This is a genomic window from Vibrio sp. F13 (assembly GCF_020806305.2).
Lineage (GTDB): Bacteria > Pseudomonadota > Gammaproteobacteria > Enterobacterales > Vibrionaceae > Vibrio > Vibrio crassostreae_C.
Genome location: NZ_CP170176.1, coordinates 1,450,682 through 1,473,554 on the forward strand (window position 1 = coordinate 1,450,682; position 22,873 = coordinate 1,473,554).

At 38.3% G+C, this 22,873-nt stretch carries 9 protein-coding genes and 2 pseudogenes; 4 read left to right on the forward strand and 7 right to left on the reverse strand.

Annotated features, from left to right (window positions below):
* Positions 1-647 precede the first annotated feature (647 nt).
* The gene (locus tag LMH68_RS21350) at positions 648-9,455 is read right to left on the reverse strand and encodes a tandem large repeat (protein ID WP_229647821.1); all 8,808 of its coding nucleotides are present in this window, start codon (positions 9,453-9,455) and stop codon (positions 648-650) included.
* A gap of 258 nt (positions 9,456-9,713) precedes the next feature.
* Here LMH68_RS21350 and LMH68_RS21355 point away from each other — a divergent pair, with 258 nt between their 5' ends.
* Positions 9,714-10,673 carry a peptidoglycan DD-metalloendopeptidase family protein gene (locus LMH68_RS21355; RefSeq protein WP_229647822.1) on the forward strand — a complete coding sequence of 320 codons (960 nt, stop codon included), beginning with the start codon at positions 9,714-9,716 and terminating at the stop codon, positions 10,671-10,673.
* A gap of 530 nt (positions 10,674-11,203) precedes the next feature.
* Positions 11,204-12,430 carry a tyrosine-type recombinase/integrase gene (locus LMH68_RS21360; RefSeq protein ID WP_413755884.1) on the forward strand — a complete coding sequence of 409 codons (1,227 nt, stop codon included), beginning with the start codon at positions 11,204-11,206 and terminating at the stop codon, positions 12,428-12,430.
* Between the two features lie 770 nt (positions 12,431-13,200).
* On the opposite strand, the gene LMH68_RS21365 is transcribed toward LMH68_RS21360, so the two are convergent.
* Positions 13,201-13,971, reverse strand: a complete 771-nt coding sequence (locus LMH68_RS21365) for a TerC family protein (RefSeq protein ID WP_086714118.1) — start codon at positions 13,969-13,971, stop codon at positions 13,201-13,203.
* A gap of 280 nt (positions 13,972-14,251) precedes the next feature.
* A pseudogene (locus tag LMH68_RS21370) lies at positions 14,252-14,760 on the reverse strand (transposase); the annotation flags it as partial.
* Between the two features lie 152 nt (positions 14,761-14,912).
* On the opposite strand from LMH68_RS21370, the gene LMH68_RS21375 reads away from it, so the two are divergent.
* Positions 14,913-15,839 (forward strand): LysR family transcriptional regulator, encoded by a 927-nt coding sequence (locus tag LMH68_RS21375; RefSeq protein ID WP_228761174.1) that lies wholly within the window; start codon positions 14,913-14,915, stop codon positions 15,837-15,839.
* A 1,049-nt stretch (positions 15,840-16,888) separates the two neighbouring features.
* Here LMH68_RS21375 and LMH68_RS21380 read toward each other — a convergent pair.
* The 4 genes and pseudogenes from LMH68_RS21380 to LMH68_RS21395 form a co-directional block, all read right to left on the reverse strand.
* Positions 16,889-17,458: an AbiV family abortive infection protein gene (locus LMH68_RS21380; RefSeq protein ID WP_413755887.1), complete on the reverse strand. Its 570-nt coding sequence runs from the start codon at positions 17,456-17,458 to the stop codon at positions 16,889-16,891.
* A 61-nt stretch (positions 17,459-17,519) separates the two neighbouring features.
* Positions 17,520-18,245 (reverse strand): EAL domain-containing protein, encoded by a 726-nt coding sequence (locus LMH68_RS21385; RefSeq protein ID WP_086714120.1) that lies wholly within the window; start codon positions 18,243-18,245, stop codon positions 17,520-17,522.
* Positions 18,246-18,949: 704 nt separating this feature from the next.
* Entirely contained in the window at positions 18,950-19,741 is a 792-nt protein-coding gene (gene trpC / locus LMH68_RS21390) for an indole-3-glycerol phosphate synthase TrpC (protein ID WP_086714121.1), read from the reverse strand.
* Between the two features lie 206 nt (positions 19,742-19,947).
* Positions 19,948-20,936, reverse strand: a pseudogene (locus LMH68_RS21395) (alkene reductase).
* A gap of 500 nt (positions 20,937-21,436) precedes the next feature.
* Here LMH68_RS21395 and LMH68_RS21400 point away from each other — a divergent pair.
* Positions 21,437-22,732, forward strand: a complete 1,296-nt coding sequence (locus LMH68_RS21400) for a dicarboxylate/amino acid:cation symporter (RefSeq protein WP_086714200.1) — start codon at positions 21,437-21,439, stop codon at positions 22,730-22,732.
* The last annotated feature ends 141 nt before the right edge of the window (positions 22,733-22,873 follow it).

Below are 22,873 nucleotides of genomic sequence, written 5' to 3' on the forward strand. Positions count from 1 at the left end.
CAAATCAATTTGAACGGATGTCACATAATAATCATTTAATTGCGTACTTAAGTAAATATGAACTAGACCAAACACACATATCTGGTGGAAGCATTTCATCGATTTAGAAGGTTATATTGAGCATTTTCTCATCTGTAAAAGAAAAAAAAGTGGGAATAAATTCCCACATAAACTTAGCCAATATAAATAGGATTTATTTTGGAACACTAAATTGGCTTAAAAGGGTGGTACTAAAGTACCAAAATGCAGAACACCACATCAAATAACGATGTGATATAAACACTATATATATTATGCATTTAATATCAAGATGGCACTTTTATAGAGATAACACCAAAAACTACTATGCAAAATATCTATACAATTGCCATTCTGATTACATCACCAGTTATATTAGTTATCTGACTAAAAATATGACTAAATAATGAAATAGGAAAAACAAAATAATTTTCATTTCAATGACTCAGCATCACTAAACTAATCAATATTGGGCACTGGTATACAATAATTTTCTTAATAAAATTGAGGGTAATAAAAATGATTAAGTCCACTGTGCATAATCAAATTCCTACAACCTGAGATACATTTGCAAAAAAGGTCTGCCGAATAGGCAGACCTTTGTCTAATCTTCCATATAACGATTAGCGTTACGCTGCTAGTTTTGTGCCCTTGTCGTAAATAAGCAGTTGTCGTAATAAACTTGGCACTACGACCACTGCAGCGTTCACATCCTTATTTAATGTAAATGTAGATTCAACCAAAGTAGCATCGGCTCCAAGTGCATTGGCACCATGTAGTGACACCGTCACAGACCCACCTTCGATTGGATCAAGAGTCAGTTCATATTGCCAAACTCCGTTTTCACTAACCAGCACCTCAGCATCTGAAACTTTAACTCCCCCACTGTCTGTGACACTTAGGCTCAACTTATCACCTTCAGAAAAACGAACCGTAGTACCATCGAGAATCAATGTGGGTGACTCTGATTCGTTAACATCGTTACCGCTGTTGATCGCAGAGATGCTAATAGTTGGCGTAATCGGCAGCGAATGTGTGCTGTCTTGCGCCCCCACGTTACCCAATAAGTCTTGGTAATCTTTCACCACCAAATCCACCGTCAAATCAGACGACGTCGCGACTAATACATCGACATTGCCCGTCCACACGCTGGCGTCCGCACTCTGCGTCAGCGAGATGACCGTACCACCTAACTCGGCACTGGCCGCTTGCAGCGCTTTATCGAACTTAAGACTGACCGATACGCTCTGACCTATCGCTTGGTGTTTTGGGTTAAACGTCACGCTCGTTAACGTCGGTACCGCTTGCGCGAGCGTAAAGCTTGCGCTTTCGCTTACTTGCACGCCTGCAGCGTTGGTGCCCGTCACAATAACGGTGTAGCTGCCGTTCGGTTGATCGCTGATGTCCACCGTACTGCTCCAAGCCCCACCGCTTGCTACGGTCGTAACGCCATTTTTCAATACCGTCTCATTGTCTTGCGCTTTCACTGCCAGGCGAAGCTCTTGACCATCAAAACGGGTCGAGGTGCCTGAGAAGGCCAAGTTCGCGGCATTGCTGCCGTCCACACTGCCCACCGGTGTGATGTCCAACGTTGGCGTGATAGGCAGCGAGTGTGTGCTGTCTTGCGTGCCCACATTACCCACTAGGTCTTTGTATTGCTCTGTAATCAAAGCCACTGTTAATTCATTAGTATCAGGCACTCGAACGTTACCCTTCCAAACTTTCTTATCAGCCGTAGCAGTTAGTGAGTTGATTTGATTACCACCAAGCATGGCCGTTACTTCTTGTAATTCCTTATCAAATTCAAGGGCTACTTGTACATCTTTGCCTACTTGCTGATGCATTGGATCAAATGTCACGCTAGACAGGGTTGGTAACACACCCTCAATCCCCAAAACCAAACTATCCCCTGTACCGGGGATAGTATTTACGCTTTCGTAACTATTATCACCGACTCGTATGGTTATGTTTTTGTTCTGTTTTTCAGGCGTTATGTAATTGACCGACCAAGTTATATTGTCTGTTGTACTCCATGATGCTTGCTTCAACTCGCCTGTATCATTGCCATCACTTGCTAAAATCTCTACATCTGAAAATTCAAATTGATTAACCTCTTCAGTGAAGGTAAACAAAAGTGGAATATCAACGCCACCAGCCAAAGGCATTGATGCTGCCGTTGATATTGTTAGCTCTGGAATACTTGCTGCTTCAACTTTTGTATTTAGTGACTTCTCGGTCTGGTGTTCAACTAAATCGTCTGCCGTTACATTTATTAGATAATCGCCAGGAGATAAAAGATAACGTATCAAGTAAGGGTCACCGTCTTTGGTCGGTTCTTCAATTGATTGTGGGTTTACCGGGGCATCGGTACCGTTTTCCGCAGTAGAACCAACACTGCTTAGATTTTTATCGAAGACGTATGCTCTTACATCCAAATAATATAGCCCTTCCTCTGGAATCATCGAATCCTGAGTACTGGTGATACTTGAAATGACCGGTGCTTGGTAATCAACAATGGATGCGATGCCTTCAGCATCGTAAGTCTTGTTGAGCACATTAAGGTCAATAATAACTCGCCCGATAGAATCGGTTACGGTTACTTTTTGCATATACTCAGCTTGAGCATCGATATCAAAAGTCATCGTATCTGAAGCTGTTGAAGAGGCTATTTCCCCAGAAAACTTAATCGTGTTACCTGAAACTGGAACCAAATCTATAGCATAGGAAGCAGCCTTTACATCCTCTCCCTCTTCAGAGGTAATGGTGAACGCTTGGCTATCATTAGTAAAAGCAAGCTTACCCCCTTGTAAACTCGTTATTCCATCAAAAGCCAAATCAATAGTTGGTATCCTAATGTCAATATCAGTCGTCTTATTTTGAGTCCAACCTACATTGTCAGTTGCTTCGACATTGACTCGTAAAGAATTCAACTCTTCTAACTCAGTTTTTGGAAGATCAAAATAAAGGTGTGAATTGTCGCCAATGTCATCTTTATCAAATACATATTTAGGATTAACTATTGTGTACTTAACCTTTGCTATACCGCTACCTTCATCCCACACAGAAAACTGAAATCTAACTAAGCTAGAATCATCCGGAGATTCATTGAGGGATACAGTGTCGTCAACATTTGGTAGGCTATTATCGACCATTACGCTGACTTCATCGCTTATAGACTCTCCCCATACATCAATAATTTGAATTTTAGGCTTGATAAATTGACCATCTAGTTTGTCATCTAATGGCGCGGTAAACGTCGAGCAAGAATAGTCATCCTCACACTTAGTGAAAGGGCCAAAGTTCTCTGGGTTATCATTCAAATTATATGACGCACCATCTAGAGTTGCGATGACATTTTCAAGATCAGAATTTTGTCCAACCTTCACCTTGAATTTCATTTCAAGGGTCTCACCTCGAATAATAGTATCTTCAGCAGGGCTGGTAATAGCGATTTCTAAATCGCCTTGGGCTGGAAGCAATAATTCTAACGCATGATCCGAACCTAAGTTTCCGGCGACATCAGACAAGTTCTTAATCGTGTATAAGTGCTGTAACGCCCCCGGAGAGAGGATATCGGCATACAACTCTCTATACGTACATGTCGTTATACCCAATTTAGAGCTACAACTATTTGGTTCAAAAGACACATTTAATCGATTTCTTACCAATAACGGTTCGTTACCATCACTAATATCCACACCAGAAAGATTGTCTTTGAAGCTCAATGTTAAGCTCAGAACTTTCTTACCTTCGGCGTTCAAACCAACGTCATTGCCAGTAAATTGATATGTGTCTTGTTCAACCGTAGGGGCATCGATATCCATCATATTAAAGCTGAATTTATTGACTGTTTCAGTATCATTCGTTCCTACTGTTTTCGTTATCAAAACCACAGGTGAAACAGACATATTCACATCAGTTGTAATGCTACACTTATAATTTTCTTGAGGATTAGTTATAACACCTGAATAAGCATTGTTCGAACCATCTTCCGGCACACCGTCTGAGGTGTAATTCTCTCTAACCCAACATTCTAATGTTTTTGCTTTTACCTCACCCGCAGGGCCAAATTCAACATTAAGGGTACTTCCCGATATATGACTTTGGAAGTCAGTCGGTTTTACGATTGACAGAGCAACACCTTGACGTTGCACATTGATACTTTCTGACCGTTCGGAAACAGGCCTTTCTTGTTCAGAGCTATAGCGAACGTTATTATATACTTTGAATTCCAACTGATAGGCACCATCTTCCGTTAGATCTGCCTCTGTCAACCTAGCTTCCCAAAGGCCACCTTTCTGAGAAAATGAGATATTGTTGGTTTGTTCCCCATATTTATAAGTACCTTCAACTAGCGGGATCCCGCTCTCATCTTCAGCATCAATACTTATAATTACAGGTTCAACACGAGTAATTTGTATCTGGCCACCAGAAGAAACTGGCGTGCCATCTTCATATGTGAAAGTAACCGAGTTAATAGTGGGCTTTGAGTTTTGAACTTTAACCACATAATCTATGCTTGTCGTATTCCCTCTAATGTCGGAACCACCTAATCTGATAGTGCGAATCGCACTATCACCATCGTTTTCACCTCTTAAAGGAATCTTCATATCTTCACCAACTAAGGTGCTTGCATCAGAGGGGTTTTCTTTGAAAGTCCAATACTCTAATGTTTCATTGTTAACACCGTCTGATGATGGTGTTCCCCTATCATTTAAATCTTGGGCTGAAAGATTGAATACATAATCACCAAGATAGAAACTTTCCGGATCAAACGCATTTAACTTTAGTGATGGGCCTTCACGATCTAGCAGAACAGTTCTAATTTCTGTTTCAGATTCAAACCCATATTCGTCTAGGGCTTTGAGGTACAGGTTAGCCTTTCTGTCTTCGCCAATCACTATAGTGTCACTTTGCGTTTCTGTAATTTCGATATCAAAGGGCTGCGTTGGATCTTTGGGGTCAATTGAACGTATTGCAGCGTTTTGACCTTGTTGCCAAAGTTCAACCTTAGATACATCAGAGTCGTCAGATACTGATGTAAGCTTTACAGTAAATGCGGTACCAAGAACATAGCTTTCACCTGAATTAGTGTCTAAAACCCAAGGGTCAGCTAATTCAATTACTGGTCCCTTGTTGTCGACCAAGAATTCAAATTCACCACTGTGTGTTCCCGATGGAAAAGAACTGTCTGTTGCTGTTACGTAGAAGAAGTTTTTCTCATTATATTTAAATGCCTCCGCAACTAGTCTCACCTCTACGTTAGGCTGCATGCCTAATAGATACGGCTCAGTACTCTCTTCAGGTTCTGTTTCGTAATGTTGCAAAGTGAAACGCCTGCCAGACTCTGACTTCATATCGACTTCAACCAAACTCCCTGGACTCAAGCTCCAAGTAATATCAGGTACCCAGCTAGTATTACCACCTAAGTGGTTAATAATTTTAGATCCGTTTACTACCGGACCTTTTGAATCAAGTAATACACTAAATTGAGGGGCATTGGTCGTCTGGCGGTTAACTATATTAGACAGATTGTCTTCAGCATTAACATACACTACCCAATTACCATCTTCTGGACTAATAATATTACCTTGACTGCTACATTTGTCTCCAGAGCATAGTTTTACCTTAAAATGATCCTCTGTATTACTTGAAAAATGTGAGTTAGCGTCATAATCATTATTAACACCGGTTGCCGAGTTGTAGAAAGTGAGCCCTCGCTCGTCCAATTTGTCTCCTACAATATCGTCAATGTTGAAAGTGAGTTCTTGAACATAATTGGTGTTCAAATAGACATTTTCGTCAATCGGATCACCATTACCATCGCTCGGGGGAATATAAGTCGCTAAAGGATAATCATTATCCACATACAAAGTTTCCGTATGTGGTTCCTCTCCATTGTAACCATAGCTATTTCCATGCTCATCCATTGCACTGGTCACAAGTGCAAACTCGACAATCCCTTTGAGATTTGAAGACTCGGTATTAAGGGTAAATAAATACTCTTTTTTATAATTATCACCACCTGACTCTCGAATATTCAGATCAATTGGGATTTCCGTATTCGGTTCAGTTTTCTTATACCACACTGTAACAAATAATGGCTGACTGCCTTCTTCCACGACAATGCCTGACGGATCTTCCAAAATAATCCGTGAATCTAAAACACCAGCAACGTACCGTTTATTTCCAACCCATGTTTCTCGGCCATTTTCGATACTTAGCGAAGGTTGAGGCGGTGATTTATCAATACTTTCGCCATCACCGTCTATAATCTGTTCGCCATCGAGGCTTGGGTTCGCCATTGATATCTGATCGGCGTATCGCTGAGCTAGGTTAGCTGCTACACCATACTTTTCAGTCATAATGTTATAGTATGATTGCGCTAAGTCATTACGGTAAGACTTTGAGCTAAATTCATATGAATCTAGAACTATTTTTTCACCCCCACTACCAATACCGTTAGCTTGGCCATCGTACTGCAAGTCATCATAGATAGCGGAAGCAAAATCAACAGAGTTACTTAGTAGCATATTGTTTATTTGGGTAATGTCATAAATCGCTTCTACTAAAAACCGATGAATATAATTATTAGGCAGTTTTTCCGGAATAGCACCTTTCAATATTTGATTCGTTGCATACGAAACGATCGTTGGGTCGAAACCAAAGAATGAATCGCTTCCACCAGCGAGAGCATATTGTACGTCGTCTAAAATTCGTGCGGCATTCTCTGGAGTCTTGTTTCCAGCTTCAACTTGATTCCATTGAGAGTCAAACAGTCCGGTTTGGTATGTTGCTAGCTCGGTAATATAAAAAGTCTTAGAACCATTAAGTTTAAAGTAGGCACCTATATTCGCGCTATTTAGGTTCACTTGTTCTGATTGTGTACCTGGATCACTCTCCCACTTGTAGTAATACGGTTGCGTATTACCATCAATACCGATTAACCGCACTCGCATAAAGTCGTAGTTAACTACATCAGTTGTTGTTTCACATCCAGCAACATCGAGTGCTTTATTTGTTCCATCACTTTCTAAGTGCTGAATCGTGGTACATCTTCCTAGCGAGGTAAACTCTCCCTTCGAGTTTAATCCCTCCAATTGCACACTAGCCCCGATAAATGGAGTAACGATTGTTATTGTCGGCAAGTCGAAGCTACTACGAAAATAAACTTCTTGCTCAGCACTTTCATTTTCAGACTCGTCAATAGTTTGAATCACTAGTTTTTGACTGCTGTTCTCGGACGTCGAAGCGAAGTTGTCACCAAGTATTTCTTTTACAAAAGGAACATAATAGATAACCTCATTTACGTGTCCTTCAGTATCAGAGATAGTTTCGTGGGGTATGTTAGCGGCAGAGGCTACGGTATCGGTTACCTTCTGAAGCACGTAGTTATTATCATTGTTTGCGCTTACTAAATACTTAACAACTAGCTTAAGTTTGTCGGCACTAGATCCTAACCCCATATCCCCGTTGCCATCTGAGACTCTGACACGAACATATGGAATTTTGTTATCTTTGAGGTCGTTGACATTAAAGTCACTAAAATCGACATCGGGAATTGAGTTTAAAATCCCCTTGCTCGCGTAAATGTAATCAATCTTCAAATAATCACGAGTGGATTGAACCGTTTCTGATGTGTAGGTGTCTTGCGTATAAACATCTTCTTTAGTTACGCGTTCCCCATCAACACTAACGTTGACATAATTCATTGGAGCATTCTCTGGGTAGCTAATCACTTGCGCCGGCGCTTGATCATCACGAACGACTTCGTGAACTTCCTTACCAATATTCCCGTTGCTATCGGTGGCTTTAATTTCAAATGTTGTTATCGATACGAATTCATCGGTTGAATATCCCTTACTGAATTCACAGGCACTGCCTGACTCTAAAGTTATATGACCACAAGAAACGCTATCATCTAAACCGCCTTTAAATGAAACCGTTACCGAATCAATCTCTTGCGAGTCTTCTTTTACAGTGCCTTTAAGCACATACTCTTTTGCACTGTTGTTTATAGAACTAGCCGAGGTTACTTCAATTACCGGCGCATTGTTGTCCCATTCAAAGTTTACATAATGGCCAACATCTCGCCCTTGAACTAATTCGTTACCTAAGACGTCAGTCGTATAAAAAACCAAACGTGCCGCAGTTACATTTGAGAGTCCCGTATCCGAATCAACTTCTACCGCGTCAATGGCTTTTGTGTCTACACTTACTTTAATACTTGTTTCTCTAAGACCAGATTCAAAGCCGTCGAACTCCAAGAAACAAAACTCACTATCCGAAGTTTGTTCATCGTCACACTGACTCTCGAGAGACCAGACACCGTCCAGTTGGTATTCAAGGTACGCTGAAACACCTTGAACACCAATTTCATCATTGAGCTTAATATCCACTTTATCGAGACCTGCCAATACATCACTGTCTGTTCTAGACACTGTAGGCGCTTCGGTATCAATTTCGGTTTCATCGCGAGGAGGGATCACACCGCCAGTACCGCTATTGGTGCCTTGGTCATTAATCTTACGGCTAAACTCAACATAGTCGTCTGCGTCTGTTCCTGAAATATTTAAGTTAGGATCATTGACGACAATTAGAACATGCTGTGCCAAATCGTGAGTGTAAATATCACTAGAGACTTTTTGTTGACCGAAGGTTAAAGGGGTTACCCCTCCCGACACAGTACTTATTTCCAGCCCATCAAGAAGACCATCGGCAATGACATCTCGATATTGGATATCAGCCAAATGCATCGATGTGTAAATATTACTCTGAGTATCACCGTATTTTTGAATTAGGTCGTACGAATAAGAAGAATAAGCGGTTAACAAAGCACCATATTGGTGACCGGATGTAGCAAAACTACTTTGACCACCTTTGGTTATGTCTATCGGTGTAGTTTCATTGACATCGAAACCATACATATCGTTAATGCTATTTAATGCTTCTGAGATAGCAGTAGAGCCTGACACTCCCTTGCCTACTTTATATTGAGTTAAACCTGAAACGATGTTCGTCAAAGGGGTCAGCATTAAGTTTTGATCACGCCCTTCTTTGTAATTGAGCATGGCTTCTAAACGCAGTGTTTTGCCGTTACTGACAGACACTGTATTTTTCGTTAAGGGATCGGTATAACTGCCTTCTTTAGCTACGATGAAAAGTGGCATCGATGAAGATTCAAATTCAACCTTGTAGTCACCAAAAGCATCGGAAGTCGTACTTGCTAACTTCCTACCTAGGTTTCCATCCTTGTATTCAAACACCTCAATTTTCGCACCGCTCACAGGAGCGTCAAAAACGTTACCTGAGATGCTTCCGGTATTCCTTGCTGGCGGGGTGTTATCACCTCCGCCTTCCCCACCGCCACATGCGCTTAAGATAAGCGACGTAACAATAAGACCTAATGTTGATTTCAACGTATTTTTAGTGAACATAGTTTTCTGGCAGAGTATATTTTTCCGCGATTATATTATCGTCTAAGATTTTCTCAACATGACATAATAACTACTTATAAAGTACAGTTTAGCTAAATCAAAAGGTGAAATGTTTGTTTTTTATCTCTCTAAAAACACACCCTATACCTTTAGCTAGTCATTACGAAGGAATGAACTAAAATAACATGCAAAAAAAACAAATAAATATTATGATCTAATTCTTATTTTTATCCATTAACCGAATTTTATTGATAATTTATGTATTTGAAAATAAATAGCCATTTAAGTCGCCGTACCCTTTCCTTTGGCCTTTTGATGGTTTTTTTGATCGTTTCAACAGCCATATCGCTAAGCTACAATCATTCAAATACTGATAAAAAACAGGCACCTAAAATAGCCAAGCCCAAAAGCATTCATATTCCAACCCCAGCTCCGACATCTGAAATGGTTTCAGGGGTTGTGAAATACTCTTTTGTCAGTTCTATACTATCCTCTGGTTTGACGAACAATGAATTAAAATCACTATTGAGTCTATTAGGTGATAATTTTGACATTATTAAATCAGTTAACAACGGTGATAAGTTTTCAATAAAAACCCAACATGATGGTACAAAAACAGAATATGTCAGTGCTTTTTACTATTTAGGTAGTGATATAGAATTTTTTGCTATGAGAGGGGCGGATGATAATATCTATAACGAAAATGGATATAAAATAAACAATGACTATGTATTCCCTCTTGCTAAGCATTATCGAGTGAGTTCATCATTCGATTTAAACAGGAAACACCCTATAACGAATCGAATTGCACCTCATTTTGGAACGGATTACGCGACACCTATTGGCACAGAGATTCATTCGTTGTCCAACGGTGTCGTTTTGAAGTCTCGATATAACCGTTTCGCAGGTAACTACTTAACCATAAAACACACTGATGGAAACTATGCGCGCTACCTTCATCTTTCAGAAAGACATGTCTTAGCTGGGGAATACATCACTAAAGGTCAGATAATCGGTCTTACTGGGAATTCAGGCCGAACAACTGGACCTCACTTGCATTTAGAGCTTTCGGTTGCTGGAGTACCAGTTAACTTCGAACAATATATCAACGCAGACAAAAGCTACAACGACCAATTTATATACATTGCTCAAGCTGAACGTAAGCAGCTAATAAAAAGCCTAGCTCAATCTGTACAATCAAACCAACCTCCAACATAGAGTTCCCCTAGTAATATTCGATTTGCCTTTGAGGCAAACCAAGCAAATACTCGCATTATTTATCTCTGAATAGGAGACTCAGATAACGCGTTGTCTCACTAACTCATTTCAAGTTGTTAGCAGTTGAATCAAAGACTTAGCCGCATAAGTACTGCGTTCTAAATTGTAACTTAATAGTCAATTTCAATTGAACTCCCAAGAATCTTTGCGCAAATGTCTTTTTCTGTAGTTCTTCTAGGCGATATAGCGCTTTACACGCCCTATCGAACCCTTACAATGTGCAGCAAATATATTTATCAAGGTTTATCTCTATGTCTATTCAATGGTTTCCGGGTCAACTGAATTAAAATTCCAAGAACAACCAATAAATACCAAAATCAACACAAAATCAATCATTTAAATAGAGAAACCATCCCAGGACATTCCAGTAAATCCCACTCCAATTCAACATTTTGGTACCCCACCCGGTACCCCACCAGACTAGTTTGCTATACAATGGTCTCTATTTTCTCATCTATGTGATTATGATTATGGCTAAACGGATTACAGATACATCAATAAAAGCGCTCGTTATCAAAGACAAGGAATATACCTACACTGTTGAAGAGGGCTTACAGCTCCGTATTCGACCTAAACGCTCTAGTGCAGGAACTGGAACGAAAGCCTGGCAGTTTAAATATCGTCACCCTGTAACGCGAAAAGTAACCAAAATTTCGATGGGAACCTATCCTTCTTTACGACTGGCAGCCGCCAAATTAGAAGCAGCAGAGTATCGGAAACAAATTGCGGAAGGTTTAGACCCTAAGCGCCTTAAAGAAGATAAGAGAATTGAAGAGCTGCGTAAGCACAACGATAACTTTCTTGCTGTTGCAACGATGTGGTTTGAAAGAAAACGTAAATCTGTTAGCCCCTTTCATGCAGAACGAACCTGGAGAACATTGGAGAAATACGTATTCGACCATTTAGGCGCACTTCCCATAAGTGAGATCAGTCGACGTTATGCTATTGAAACACTGAGACCATTGGAAACCGACGGTAAACTATCAACTATTAAAAGAATTTGCCAAAGTCTAAATCAAATAATGGAATACGCTGTCGCAAGCGACGTCATAGCAGCTAATCCCCTAACAAAAATGATCCATTCGTTTGAGAAACACCAAGTTGAAAACATGCCCACTATACGCCCAGAGCTTTTAGGCGAATTTCTGTCTCGCTTGTCACAGAACGAAAACATCCAAGATAAAACCAAACTACTTCTACTGTGGCAGTTACATACCATCGCTCGCCCAAAAGAGGCGGCCAGAGCGCGCTGGAAGGATATTGATCTTAAAAATAATTGCTGGACTATACCTGCTGAAGAAATGAAGCGTAGGCGTGAACACAAAGTACCTCTAACCGAACAAGCAATAGATATTCTTAAATACATTAGAATTCAAAGTGAAAATAAGGAGTTCATCTTCCCGGGAGAACGAGACCCAAACAGTCATATAAGTATCTATACGGCCAATGCAGCTTTGAAGCGTAGTTTAGGGTTCAAAGATGAACTTGTAGCACATGGATTGAGGTCCATAGCTTCTACCGCGTTACATGAACAAGGGTACGATACGCTTCATATTGAGGCTTGCCTATCACACATGGACAAAAATACGACAAGAGCAAGTTATAACAGATTTGACTTTTTCGAAAAAAGGAAAGTGCTCATGCGCTGGTGGAGTGAGTATATAACGCAAGCGCATAGCAGCGATAGAATAACGTAAATGAGGTGGTTGAAATTTAATAACTCTAGTTAACTTTCGGGAGCACTCTCTATTTTAAAGAGGCCAAAACATAGAGAATAGCTGGAGTGACCCAACAACGTCTGCAGGTAAATTAAGCAACTATATAAGCGAGCTTAGGATGGTTCTGCCATATGGCAACTACTAATCTATGCCCGCAAACACATTTAATGTACGTAAAGAAAATGGGAAACAACTTCCTCTGAAAAACCAAAACTGTTTGAACGCTAGTCCAAAGGACAATAACTTAAGCAAACGAAACTAACGTGGGAAAATAATTCCGCACACCATTTTATTATGCCTTAAGGCTTGAGCGCAATGTTCAATATGCGTCCACACGTCAAATAGCATAGCATTAACAGGACAGAAACTCATGGTAGTACTTCTTGTTTCTTTGGCGAGAAGAGCATACCATTTTCAGCAGTTGGCTGCCTCTTCTACACCTTTTCATGAATGTCGCACTTATTATCTAAATCGGGTATAGAAGCTAGAAGACCAAGTGGATACCAAGAACACCGAACACAAATTATGGTAAAAAGAGACTTTGATTACTACCTATAAGTTACTGCACCGACAACTGCCATATTAAATAAATAATGGGTTGTCTCCAGTAAACAAAGAAAAACCGGCCTAAATTAGAACCTAAGTCTATTGAACACCCCACCAAAAATAAGTTCAATCAGTTAAGTGGAATGAGTCGTAGTCAATTCCACTTCTACTTGATAACCTCGTCAATGCAGAAAATTATATTATTATAACGTCATCTGATTCGCTTTAGACTTAAGTACTTTAATGCGATGGATAATTAACGTTCTCTTTTGTTTGTTTTTTATTTGTATATGACATAATTCAAGCGCAAGACCAAACACCATAGCAAAGTATACATAACCTTTATTAATATGAATTGCTAACCCTTCGGCCATCAACAATCCGCCTAAGAGAACCAAAAACAATAAAGCCAGTGTCTTAAACCCGGGATAACGCACAACCAAATTGTTTATTTTTTCCGCGGTCAAAATCATAAAAACAGCGGAAGTCAAAATAGCAGCTACCATAACAGGTATTTCAGACGTTAAACCAACAGCGGTTATAACTGAATCCATTGAAAAAACGGCATCTACCGCTACGATCTGAAGGAGTACTACAGCCAGTCCAGCCTTGGCACGAGTTGAGTAAGACGATGGTGTATGCTTCAACCATGACCAAAGTTCTTTACCACTTTTAACCAACAAGAATCCACCGCCCATAATCATAATTATATCTCGTCCGGTGAACGTTAAATCGGCTAAACTCAACAAAGGGTGAGTAAGAGACATCACCCAAGAAATAGAAAAGACCAAACCTATTCTGGTTAAAACGGCTAAACCGATCCCCAAATTACGTGCGGTTTTACGCTGCTCTACGGGAAGTCGCTCACACAGAACAGAAATGAAGACAACATTATCGACACCCAAAACGATTTCAAGAATCAGTAAGGTTGTAAATACTACCCAGATTTCGGGTTGTAGAAAGAGTTCTAACATTGTCTTGCCCTCTCAATAAAAGAAGACGATTGAATACAACGGCACCTAAAGGAGTCGTCCATAGAAATAAATTACCTCTTTGTTAACGGTTAAAAATTAATTTCTAATATCTTTTCGTTACGAATAATAGAAACAACCAGTAATAACTCAGCTAAATAATAGCTTATTCACGCACCTCGATTAAGACAATAAAAATCACAACACTTAGTCCAATGAAGACCCAATAGATCGACCTAATGATTTAAATCAACAACTTTGCCACAGAGCTACATAGGGGTCATAGAACCAATACGGCTCTCTTAATCTTAATCGCAGCGTGACAAGCTGTCGTGTAGTAAGTGCCATCACCAGACACCTCAAGGATGCTTCGGTGTGTTTGTTTAAGTAAGTTCGGGAGTGCTTCTCCATCTGTAACCGTCGATAAACTTAGCTTAGCTGCAATAATTTCATGAGTGTTTGTCTAGACTACAATATGAAGCTTTCGCTAAACTCTACGCTTGCCATCCATCCCGTGTTTTTGACTTTCCATTCGTCTTCGCCATAAACCTTAAGGCCAGTTGCATCAATGGTTAGGTGTTGGTATCGCTCCTCTCGTTTTAGTCTTAAATGAGACCTCAACTTGCTTTGTTCGATAAATCCTTGCAGAGATCTCAGTGGCATAGAAAACACTCGTTTCACTAAAAGCGTTGTCGTGATGGCCAAATCACTGTACCGACGTGATCTCCAGCGCTTATTCGGTTTACTTCGCGCCCACCTGATTATCACCTCTTCATCACTCCAAAAAGTCAGAATCGAATGAAGCTATTTATATTGTTGTTATTTGTGTAAGAAAGATAACTGATTTTCATCCTAAACCGACATGAGTAAATTAAATAATTCACAGACACCAATTAAGTCCGTATAATTATAAATACAAAGTCAACATGGGAATTAATGGTATAATGAAAAGCCATATTATTGAAATTCGCCACTTTATTACAGTAGCTCAACTAGGTAGTTTTACGCTTGCGGCCCAAGCTCTCGGTATGACAGGCTCAGCCTTAAGTAAAAGCGTTCTTCGACTAGAGAAGCAACTGGGTACAAAACTACTGCATAGAACGACTCGACGCATCGCATTAACCAATGATGGAGATTCTTATTTTGCAGATTGCCTTAAGGCAATGACGATTTTAGAGGAAGCTGAAAAGCGATTAAACAACCAACAATTACTGCCTTCTGGACGTGTTCGTCTCGACTTACCAGCTGTTCTCGGTAGAAGAGCAATTTTGCCCAAGTTGCTAGAATTAACGTCCAAGTTCGAGCAATTAGATTTATCAATCACCTTTAATGACCGTCCTACTGATTTAGTCAGCGACGGGATTGATCTTGCGATTCGAGTTGGCCACTTAGAAAACTCAGGCGATATTGTTGCGCGTAAAATTGGGGAGCAAAAAAGGGTGATATGCGCTTCACCCTCTTATTTAGCTACTCGAGAGCGTATTACCAAAAAAGAGGATCTCGCCCAACACGATTGCATCGTCGGTTGGCCTATAGGACAAAGGCATAGTTGGTTATTAAAGAATAAAAAAGGTATGAATGAATCGTTTCATATTGATGCCCGCCATGAAATAGCCGATTGCGAAGGTATCTTACAGTCAGCTTTATCTGGCACGGGTTTAGCGCAATTACCTGTCTGGCTAGTTCAAGAGCATATTGAGAAAGGACATTTATCCCCGGTATTGGAAAATATCTCAGGTGAAAGTTCACCAATAAGTGTAATTTGGCTTAAGACACCTTATATTTTACCAAAAATTAGAGTCATCATAGATGAACTCGTGGCTTTAGCGAGCTCTCACCCAAATATTTTCAATGCTTCATTAGACGAATAAACCACTCATTTTTAGTAAGAATAGTTGTACAACGTTATATATTTCTCTATCAAGCCCACTTACTGGTAACCCAAATAAAGTGGGCTCCCAATAGTATCCATAACTATTATCTCTTAAAATCTTATTAGCTGTCGTTTGATAGAGAAGCTGCGATCATTTTTTAATATTAAACAGGATTTTTCAATACAGTAATTTAGAGCCCCACATTCAGGCCTCAATTTTTACGTGTGACAATTTAATAAATGGTTTTCTGTGCTGATAAGAGCTTGGTGGTATAGTCATGCTCTTGATAAATAAAGTTCACTTCATTCGAGCATTGCTATTTATTAATATAACGATAGCTATACTTTTATGCCTCCCTCTATCTTGACATAGAAGTCTGAACTCGCGCCCAATCTATTTTCTCTTCTCCAATTGGAACTGGGAAAGATCAAAGCCGTCAATTAAGCTTAAGAAGTAACAGTATTAAATGGTATTTCCTTTATTCTTGAACATCAATCACCGACATTATGGCAGGAGCCTTATTAATATCAACACTTGGACCTGCATTGGCAGTTACAATCATAGTCTCGCCTAAATATTATTTAGCTAAAGAGATTAGTGGAATGAGTAATAATAATCCCATATACTTGAGTAAGTAAGGCTTTAGCTTTATTTTCATATTTTTATCGTGATTAATTTATATTTTCAATCATTAATTATTCAGATTTTCGTGTAGTTCTCTAATCTCAGAAAACAAAGAGACTGTAGTTTCCATACTATCTTGGTTAGTCACTACTGATATTATATCGTTACAAAAATTGTATTTTGACATGATCACGCCGCCCCGATGTGTCGAAAGGTCGTTTTCGATCTTACTATTTGTATCAATTAGCCCCCAATCAGCATTTCGATGACGTTGAAAAATTACCCACAAGTTTGCCCCTATATTTCTATCTAACAAACCATTTATACCATTTGATATAATAACAGTCCCTAAATCAAAATTGGTGGCATTACAAAAATATTGTCCACTTCCCAAAATTAACCCCATAAAATAAAATGTCAAATTATCCGTTATCTCTAGCGCTTTTTAACCATAATTCAACCTCTTTATACAAACTATCAATTGAGTCACAAATAACTGATGACTCGGATGTAACCCCCCAAAACTCGTTACTAAACACACTAATTACTGTAATAAAATACTCAGCAGTAAATATAATATCAAATTTATCCAAAGGTGAATTTAACCCATCCTTATCTCTATTAAGAGTTAATATTTCCTTATCAAAATTTACCCCTAATGCGTATCTATGAAAAATGTCTTTCACACTATTATCACTAATAATTAATGCTAATCTTTTAGCCACACTAGAGTTAAGACCGAGCAAAGTATCATGTTTTTTGGTGCTCTTAACTAAGTTTATACGTTGCTCTTCTACACTTGAACCTCCGTATATTTCAATTTGCCATTTTTTAATCTTCGATATCTCGTCAAATACTGAACTTAGAATAATAGAACTAGATACATACTTCTTCGAAAGAAAAAGTACGTAAGCTGACTCTATCAGTTCACCAACGTAAAAGATTGCCAAATTATACTCTTTACGACTTAAATGCTTCATAACACTAGCCATTATTTCCTAATAATAAACGTTCCAAAAAGATCCCACTAATTAAAAATTTCATATAAAAAAGTCAAACATTTCTTAATGAAAGATTAAAATTATTTATTTCATTAATAGGCATTGGCTTCCCAAAGACAAAACCTTGGAAATTAACCACACCCAAATCTAATAAAAATTTTAGGACTTTTTCATCTTCGATCCCTTCAGCAACTGTTTCAATATTTAACTCTTTATGCGTAAACTCGACAAGCCACTTTAAAACTTTTCTTTTTTTTTCACATTTTAAAATATCATTGGTTAAAAATCTATCCAACTTAATTACATTAATATTCTCAATATTAATTATTCTTTCTAAGGATGTATAATCTCTTCCAAAATCATCAAGAGCTAACCTTATAAAGGGAAATTCTGAGGTCAGGAAATTCATAACTTTATTTACTTTAGAAAAATCGTTTACTCTTGAGCTCTCTAATAATTCAAGATCCAAACTAGCACAATTAAAACCATCAAAAATTTTGTTTTCTGAAATTTTAAAAAATTCAAAAAAGGAAGGGTGTACATTTACACTGATGTTTTTATTTGAGAAACAACTCTCTTTTTTTAGGCTATCTCTTAACAACCTAATAATGAATATATCAAACTCATAGTTATCTTTACACTTTTCAAGTATATCAAGGGGAACATTATAAACCCCATTTTTTTTACAGCGTAACAAAGCCTCATAGCCGTATATGGAGAAAGTACCGTCCTTCTTAGCAGCTACCTTAGGTTGATAAAAAAAGACCAAGTCATTCATTATGATGAATGCACCTCTAAAAAAATTATCATAGTTGTACTTACAATAACCTATTAACTTCTTTGATAGAACTTAAAGAAATACAATTCTCTTAGTCCTAACAAGACCTAATTAGAGTTCAAAACTTGATACATAAAAAATGAACGTTTGAAATATTAACTTGCAAAGCCATAAACAACCATTTTGACAACATCGAAAACACTCCACCAAGTAATAAGGTTCCTATTCTAACCAGAGAAGTGGCACAAAGCGTTAACAGCAAGGCTGGTTTATAGATAACGGTAAGTCGCTGATCTAGTCAAGCTGAAGAGAAATAGCAGCTACATTATCAAAGTTTTTCGGTGGCTTGCTGAACAAGATTATCGTCCATTGTGAGCCTAGCAATCGAGACTGCACTAAAAGCAATCCAAACATGATAACCAACGATAGTGAGATAAATTATGAATCGTAAAGTAATTAATTAGGTAAGCTTAGAAAATAAAGTTTCGATCAAAAGAATGCCACTCTCCTTTGATCGGGCCATGCCTCCCACATCTGCACTTATGGTGGTTATTTCCTCTAAAAGTAAGAACCACCGGCATAGACGGTGGTTTTAAAAGCCAACAAAAAACTGATGCTATCGTTATACGTTTGTTTAAAATAATCTTTAGAAATCATACTTTGTACAAATAATAATCGACTTCTCATAGAGCAACAATAATTCTTTAGATACCTTCAATTAACTCTTTAACTGCATGTGCTACGTCATCTTTCCGCATTAAGCTCTCCCCCACTAGAAAACTATTAAAACCTGATTTTCTTAGTCTCAGGCAATCGTCATTAGTAAAAATACCACTTTCACTAACTAACAATTTATTTTTGGGCGTCATTTTTGACAAATGCTCACTAACGTTGAGGTTCACCTCAAAAGTTCTGAGGTTACGGTTGTTTATCCCTAACAGAGGAGACTCTAACAATAATGCTCGCTCCATTTCTTCTTGATTGTGAACTTCAATTAGTACGTCCATCCCAAGTTCAATAGCCAAACCTTCGAAATCTTTAACTTGCGAGTCACTCAAAACGGACATTATTAACAATATACAATCGCTTCCCCAAGCTCTAGATTCATATATCTGATAATAATCAAATATAAAATCTTTTCGCAACACAGGTAACTTGCAGGCTTGGCGCGCATGAGCCAAATAATCTAAAGAGCCTTGAAAACTTGGCGTGTCCGTCAGAACTGATAAGCAAGCAGCACCACCTACTTCGTAACCATCTGCTAATGTTGCCGGATTAAAATCTGACCGAATCAACCCTTTAGACGGACTGGCTTTTTTTATTTCTGCAATTAGACCAAACTTTCCTTGTTGTTCTTTGTTCATTAATGCTTTGACGAACCCACGCGTTGGTGGCTGGTCAAGAGCTATTTCCCTAACCTCTTTTTCTGGACGCGTTAATTTCGCGACCTTAATTTCTTCAAGCTTATAATTTTCTATCTTTTTAAGTATATCCATAATAACGTTTCCTTAATATAATCCATAGTAGTTTCCATATAAAAACCATTTTAACATAAAATCAAATCATCATTAGTTGTCATATGTACCGTAAGATGCTAATAAATATCAATTTAATAAAATAAAAAATAATCAACCAATCCTATTCTACCAATTGTGAATAAAGTTTAGAGTTATATTTACAAAATTTCTAATTATTCTTAATTCTATTCAGTAAGTTGGAGGGGGGGCATAAACAGTGGACCGAACCCTACCATATCAGTTAAATCAGACTCTATTGCTATTCTGGCCTGTTCGGAATGATATCGACCAGTAGAAATTATTATTCCTTTATATAAATCTCGAATAGCTATTTTAAACTCTATAGGGATTGCTGGGTCATCACCCGAATCAAATTCATCTATATGAATATAGACAACTCGCGATTTATTGAGAGATTTAACTGCTGATATATAAGTTTTTGCTGTATTTTTATCGACAGCTCCGTTTAGAGGTGCAAATGGAGCCAAGCGACCCCCTACACGGTCTTTTCCTATAGCACTAATAAGAGTATCAACAACCACATTCAAAAAAGCAGGCGATTCTCTGTAAAACCTTCATACTCATAAACGAAGGTATTGCCCTCTGATTCTATGAATTGATGAGCGAAATAGCCATTTTCTACATGTAGTTCGACACCATCAAAGCCAGACGTCATAGCAGTCAAAGCAACTTGTCGATACTTTTCAGCGATGTCGAAAATACTGTTTGTAGTTTCTTTTGGTATTGCTGCCCCGACAAACTCCTGATTACGATTTTTAGTATCAACAAAAACCTTAACACTATCTTTTTTGACTACGGAAGAAGTAATAGATTGTCCACCATCGATATTTTCGGGGTGACCACCGTACCATAATTGAGCGAAAATCACGCCACCACTTTTGTGAACTGAATCAGTGATTTTTTTCCATTCCATAATCTGTTCTTGAGTATCGAGAGCAGAAGGCAACGAATACTCTTGTTCTTTCGGATAAAACAGATTTCCCACAGCGATTCTCAATCCCGCAGATGAACGTCGAGAATAATATGTTGCCATCATATCGTTAACGAAGTTTCCGGATTTAGTGGCTTCAGAAAATGCTACAGGTGGCATAACGATACGATTTTTTAAAACAATTGAACCTAAATTAATAGGATGCAATAACACATCAACCATATCAATCCTTTCTTTTAATATCAAAAATTTAAATGCCTATTATTAAATTGACATAAAAAATAATTTTAAATGTACCATTTATATTCCAAGATAATTATAAATTATTTCATAATTATAGTATAAACACAAAGTCCCACCGAGACTCAATCAAAGTATTGAAAACCAGATAAAACCGGGTTAGCTTAACATGGACTTTTATAACTTACATAAACATATAAATATAAATATAGATAAATTGATAAAATCAATATTTCCCGACATCAAAAATATAGTTTAACTGAAATTTTTCTAAACAAGAAAAATAGCAGGGGAAAAGATTTAACATCATTATTTTTATAAATTGATAATCTTAATATTAACTGAAAGTAAATACCTGATTTTATAGTTTATTTGTTAAAATTTTTAGTAGTGGTTCTCACCAAGTCCACAACTGAGCATGTATTTCCACCTACTGTATTCTCAACCATTTTTAAATGATTTCAACATAATGGAGTATCTTCATGAAAACTAACAAGCAGATGTCTTTAACCGGCCGTGTAATATCAGGGATGGTTATAGGCGTCTTGACAGGATTTATAATTCGCACATTTTTTTCCTATAACGAGTTTATTGATTCCTATATTGTAAATGGACTATTCGAAGTCGGGGGGCAAATCTTCGTTGCTAGTTTAAAAATGTTAGTTGTACCACTAGTATTTGTTTCACTCGTTTGTGGTACTAGTTCCTTAAAAGACATATCTACATTAGGAAGAATGGGAGGGAAAACCTTAGTTTTCTATGTAGCAACAACTGCTATCGCGATTACACTCGCACTTACAATGGGCGTATTGTTTGAACCGGGATCCGGTGCCGATCTCACAGCTGCTAGTTCATTTAAATCGGTAGAAGCGCCGTCTTTAGGCCAAGTGATCATCGACATGTTTCCAACTAACCCAATAAGCGCCATGGCTGAGGGTAATACACTGCAAGTTATCGTATTTGCAGTCCTGTTTGGCATAGCCATTAGCATTTCAGGCCAACCTGGCAAACAAATTGCTGAATTATTTTCCAACTTAAATGAAGTAATAATGAAGTTGGTTGCTTTACTGATGAATCTAGCGCCATATGGTGTATTTTTCTTGATGGCAAAACTGTTCAGTGGCTTGGGTATTGGCGCAATACTCAATCTTGCTGAATACTTTTTAGTTCTAGCCGGAACCTTAATTTTACATGGTCTTGTAACGTATGGCTTAATGTTAAAAGGCTTTACAGGTTTGAATCCTGTTTTGTTTCTGCGAAAAATGGAAGATGCGATCATGTTTGCTTTTTCGACAGCATCATCTAATGCCACTATTCCGGTAACAATGGAAACTGCAAAACACCGCATGGGCGTAGCAAACCGAGTATCTTCCTTTACAATACCTTTAGGTGCAACTGTAAATATGGACGGTACTGCAATAATGCAGGGCGTTGCTACTGCATTTATAGCTCAAGCGTTTAATATTGATTTAACAATGGGCGATTATCTAATGGTAATCATGACTGCTACACTAGCATCTATTGGTACAGCCGGCGTTCCTGGTGTTGGGTTGGTCATGTTAGCAATGGTATTAAATCAAGTAGGTTTACCTTTAGAAGGAATAGCGCTAATTATGGGCGTTGACCGCCTTCTGGATATGATTCGTACAGCGGTAAATATTACAGGCGACAGCGCAGTAACAATTATTGTCGCAAAATCTGAAGGAGCATTAGACGAAGCTCGTTTCAATGATCCAACGGCAGGTTTAACTGAACACCCAATACGAAATAACTCCTAAATCATTCCTCGTTCTATTTCCAAAAAAAAAGCCTGGTAATAATATCAGGCTTCTAAAAACTAAGTTTAAATTCAATCTATATAAACGAGTGCATCCTATAAAATAAAACATAACTTCAAACCAATGAAAAATTACATGTTT

Bases quoted from the DNA above. Each gene is read 5' to 3' on its own strand.
- LMH68_RS21350 (WP_229647821.1), bottom strand. From the start codon at position 9,455: ATGTTCACTAAAAATACGTTGAAATCAACATTAGGTCTTATTGTTACG.
- LMH68_RS21355 (WP_229647822.1), top strand. From the start codon at position 9,714: ATGTATTTGAAAATAAATAGCCATTTAAGTCGCCGTACCCTTTCCTTT.
- LMH68_RS21360 (WP_413755884.1), top strand. From the start codon at position 11,204: ATGGCTAAACGGATTACAGATACATCAATAAAAGCGCTCGTTATCAAA.
- LMH68_RS21365 (WP_086714118.1), bottom strand. From the start codon at position 13,971: ATGTTAGAACTCTTTCTACAACCCGAAATCTGGGTAGTATTTACAACC.
- LMH68_RS21375 (WP_228761174.1), top strand. From the start codon at position 14,913: ATGAAAAGCCATATTATTGAAATTCGCCACTTTATTACAGTAGCTCAA.
- LMH68_RS21380 (WP_413755887.1), bottom strand. From the start codon at position 17,458: ATGGCTAGTGTTATGAAGCATTTAAGTCGTAAAGAGTATAATTTGGCA.
- LMH68_RS21385 (WP_086714120.1), bottom strand. From the start codon at position 18,245: ATGAATGACTTGGTCTTTTTTTATCAACCTAAGGTAGCTGCTAAGAAG.
- trpC (WP_086714121.1), bottom strand. From the start codon at position 19,741: ATGGATATACTTAAAAAGATAGAAAATTATAAGCTTGAAGAAATTAAG.
- LMH68_RS21400 (WP_086714200.1), top strand. From the start codon at position 21,437: ATGAAAACTAACAAGCAGATGTCTTTAACCGGCCGTGTAATATCAGGG.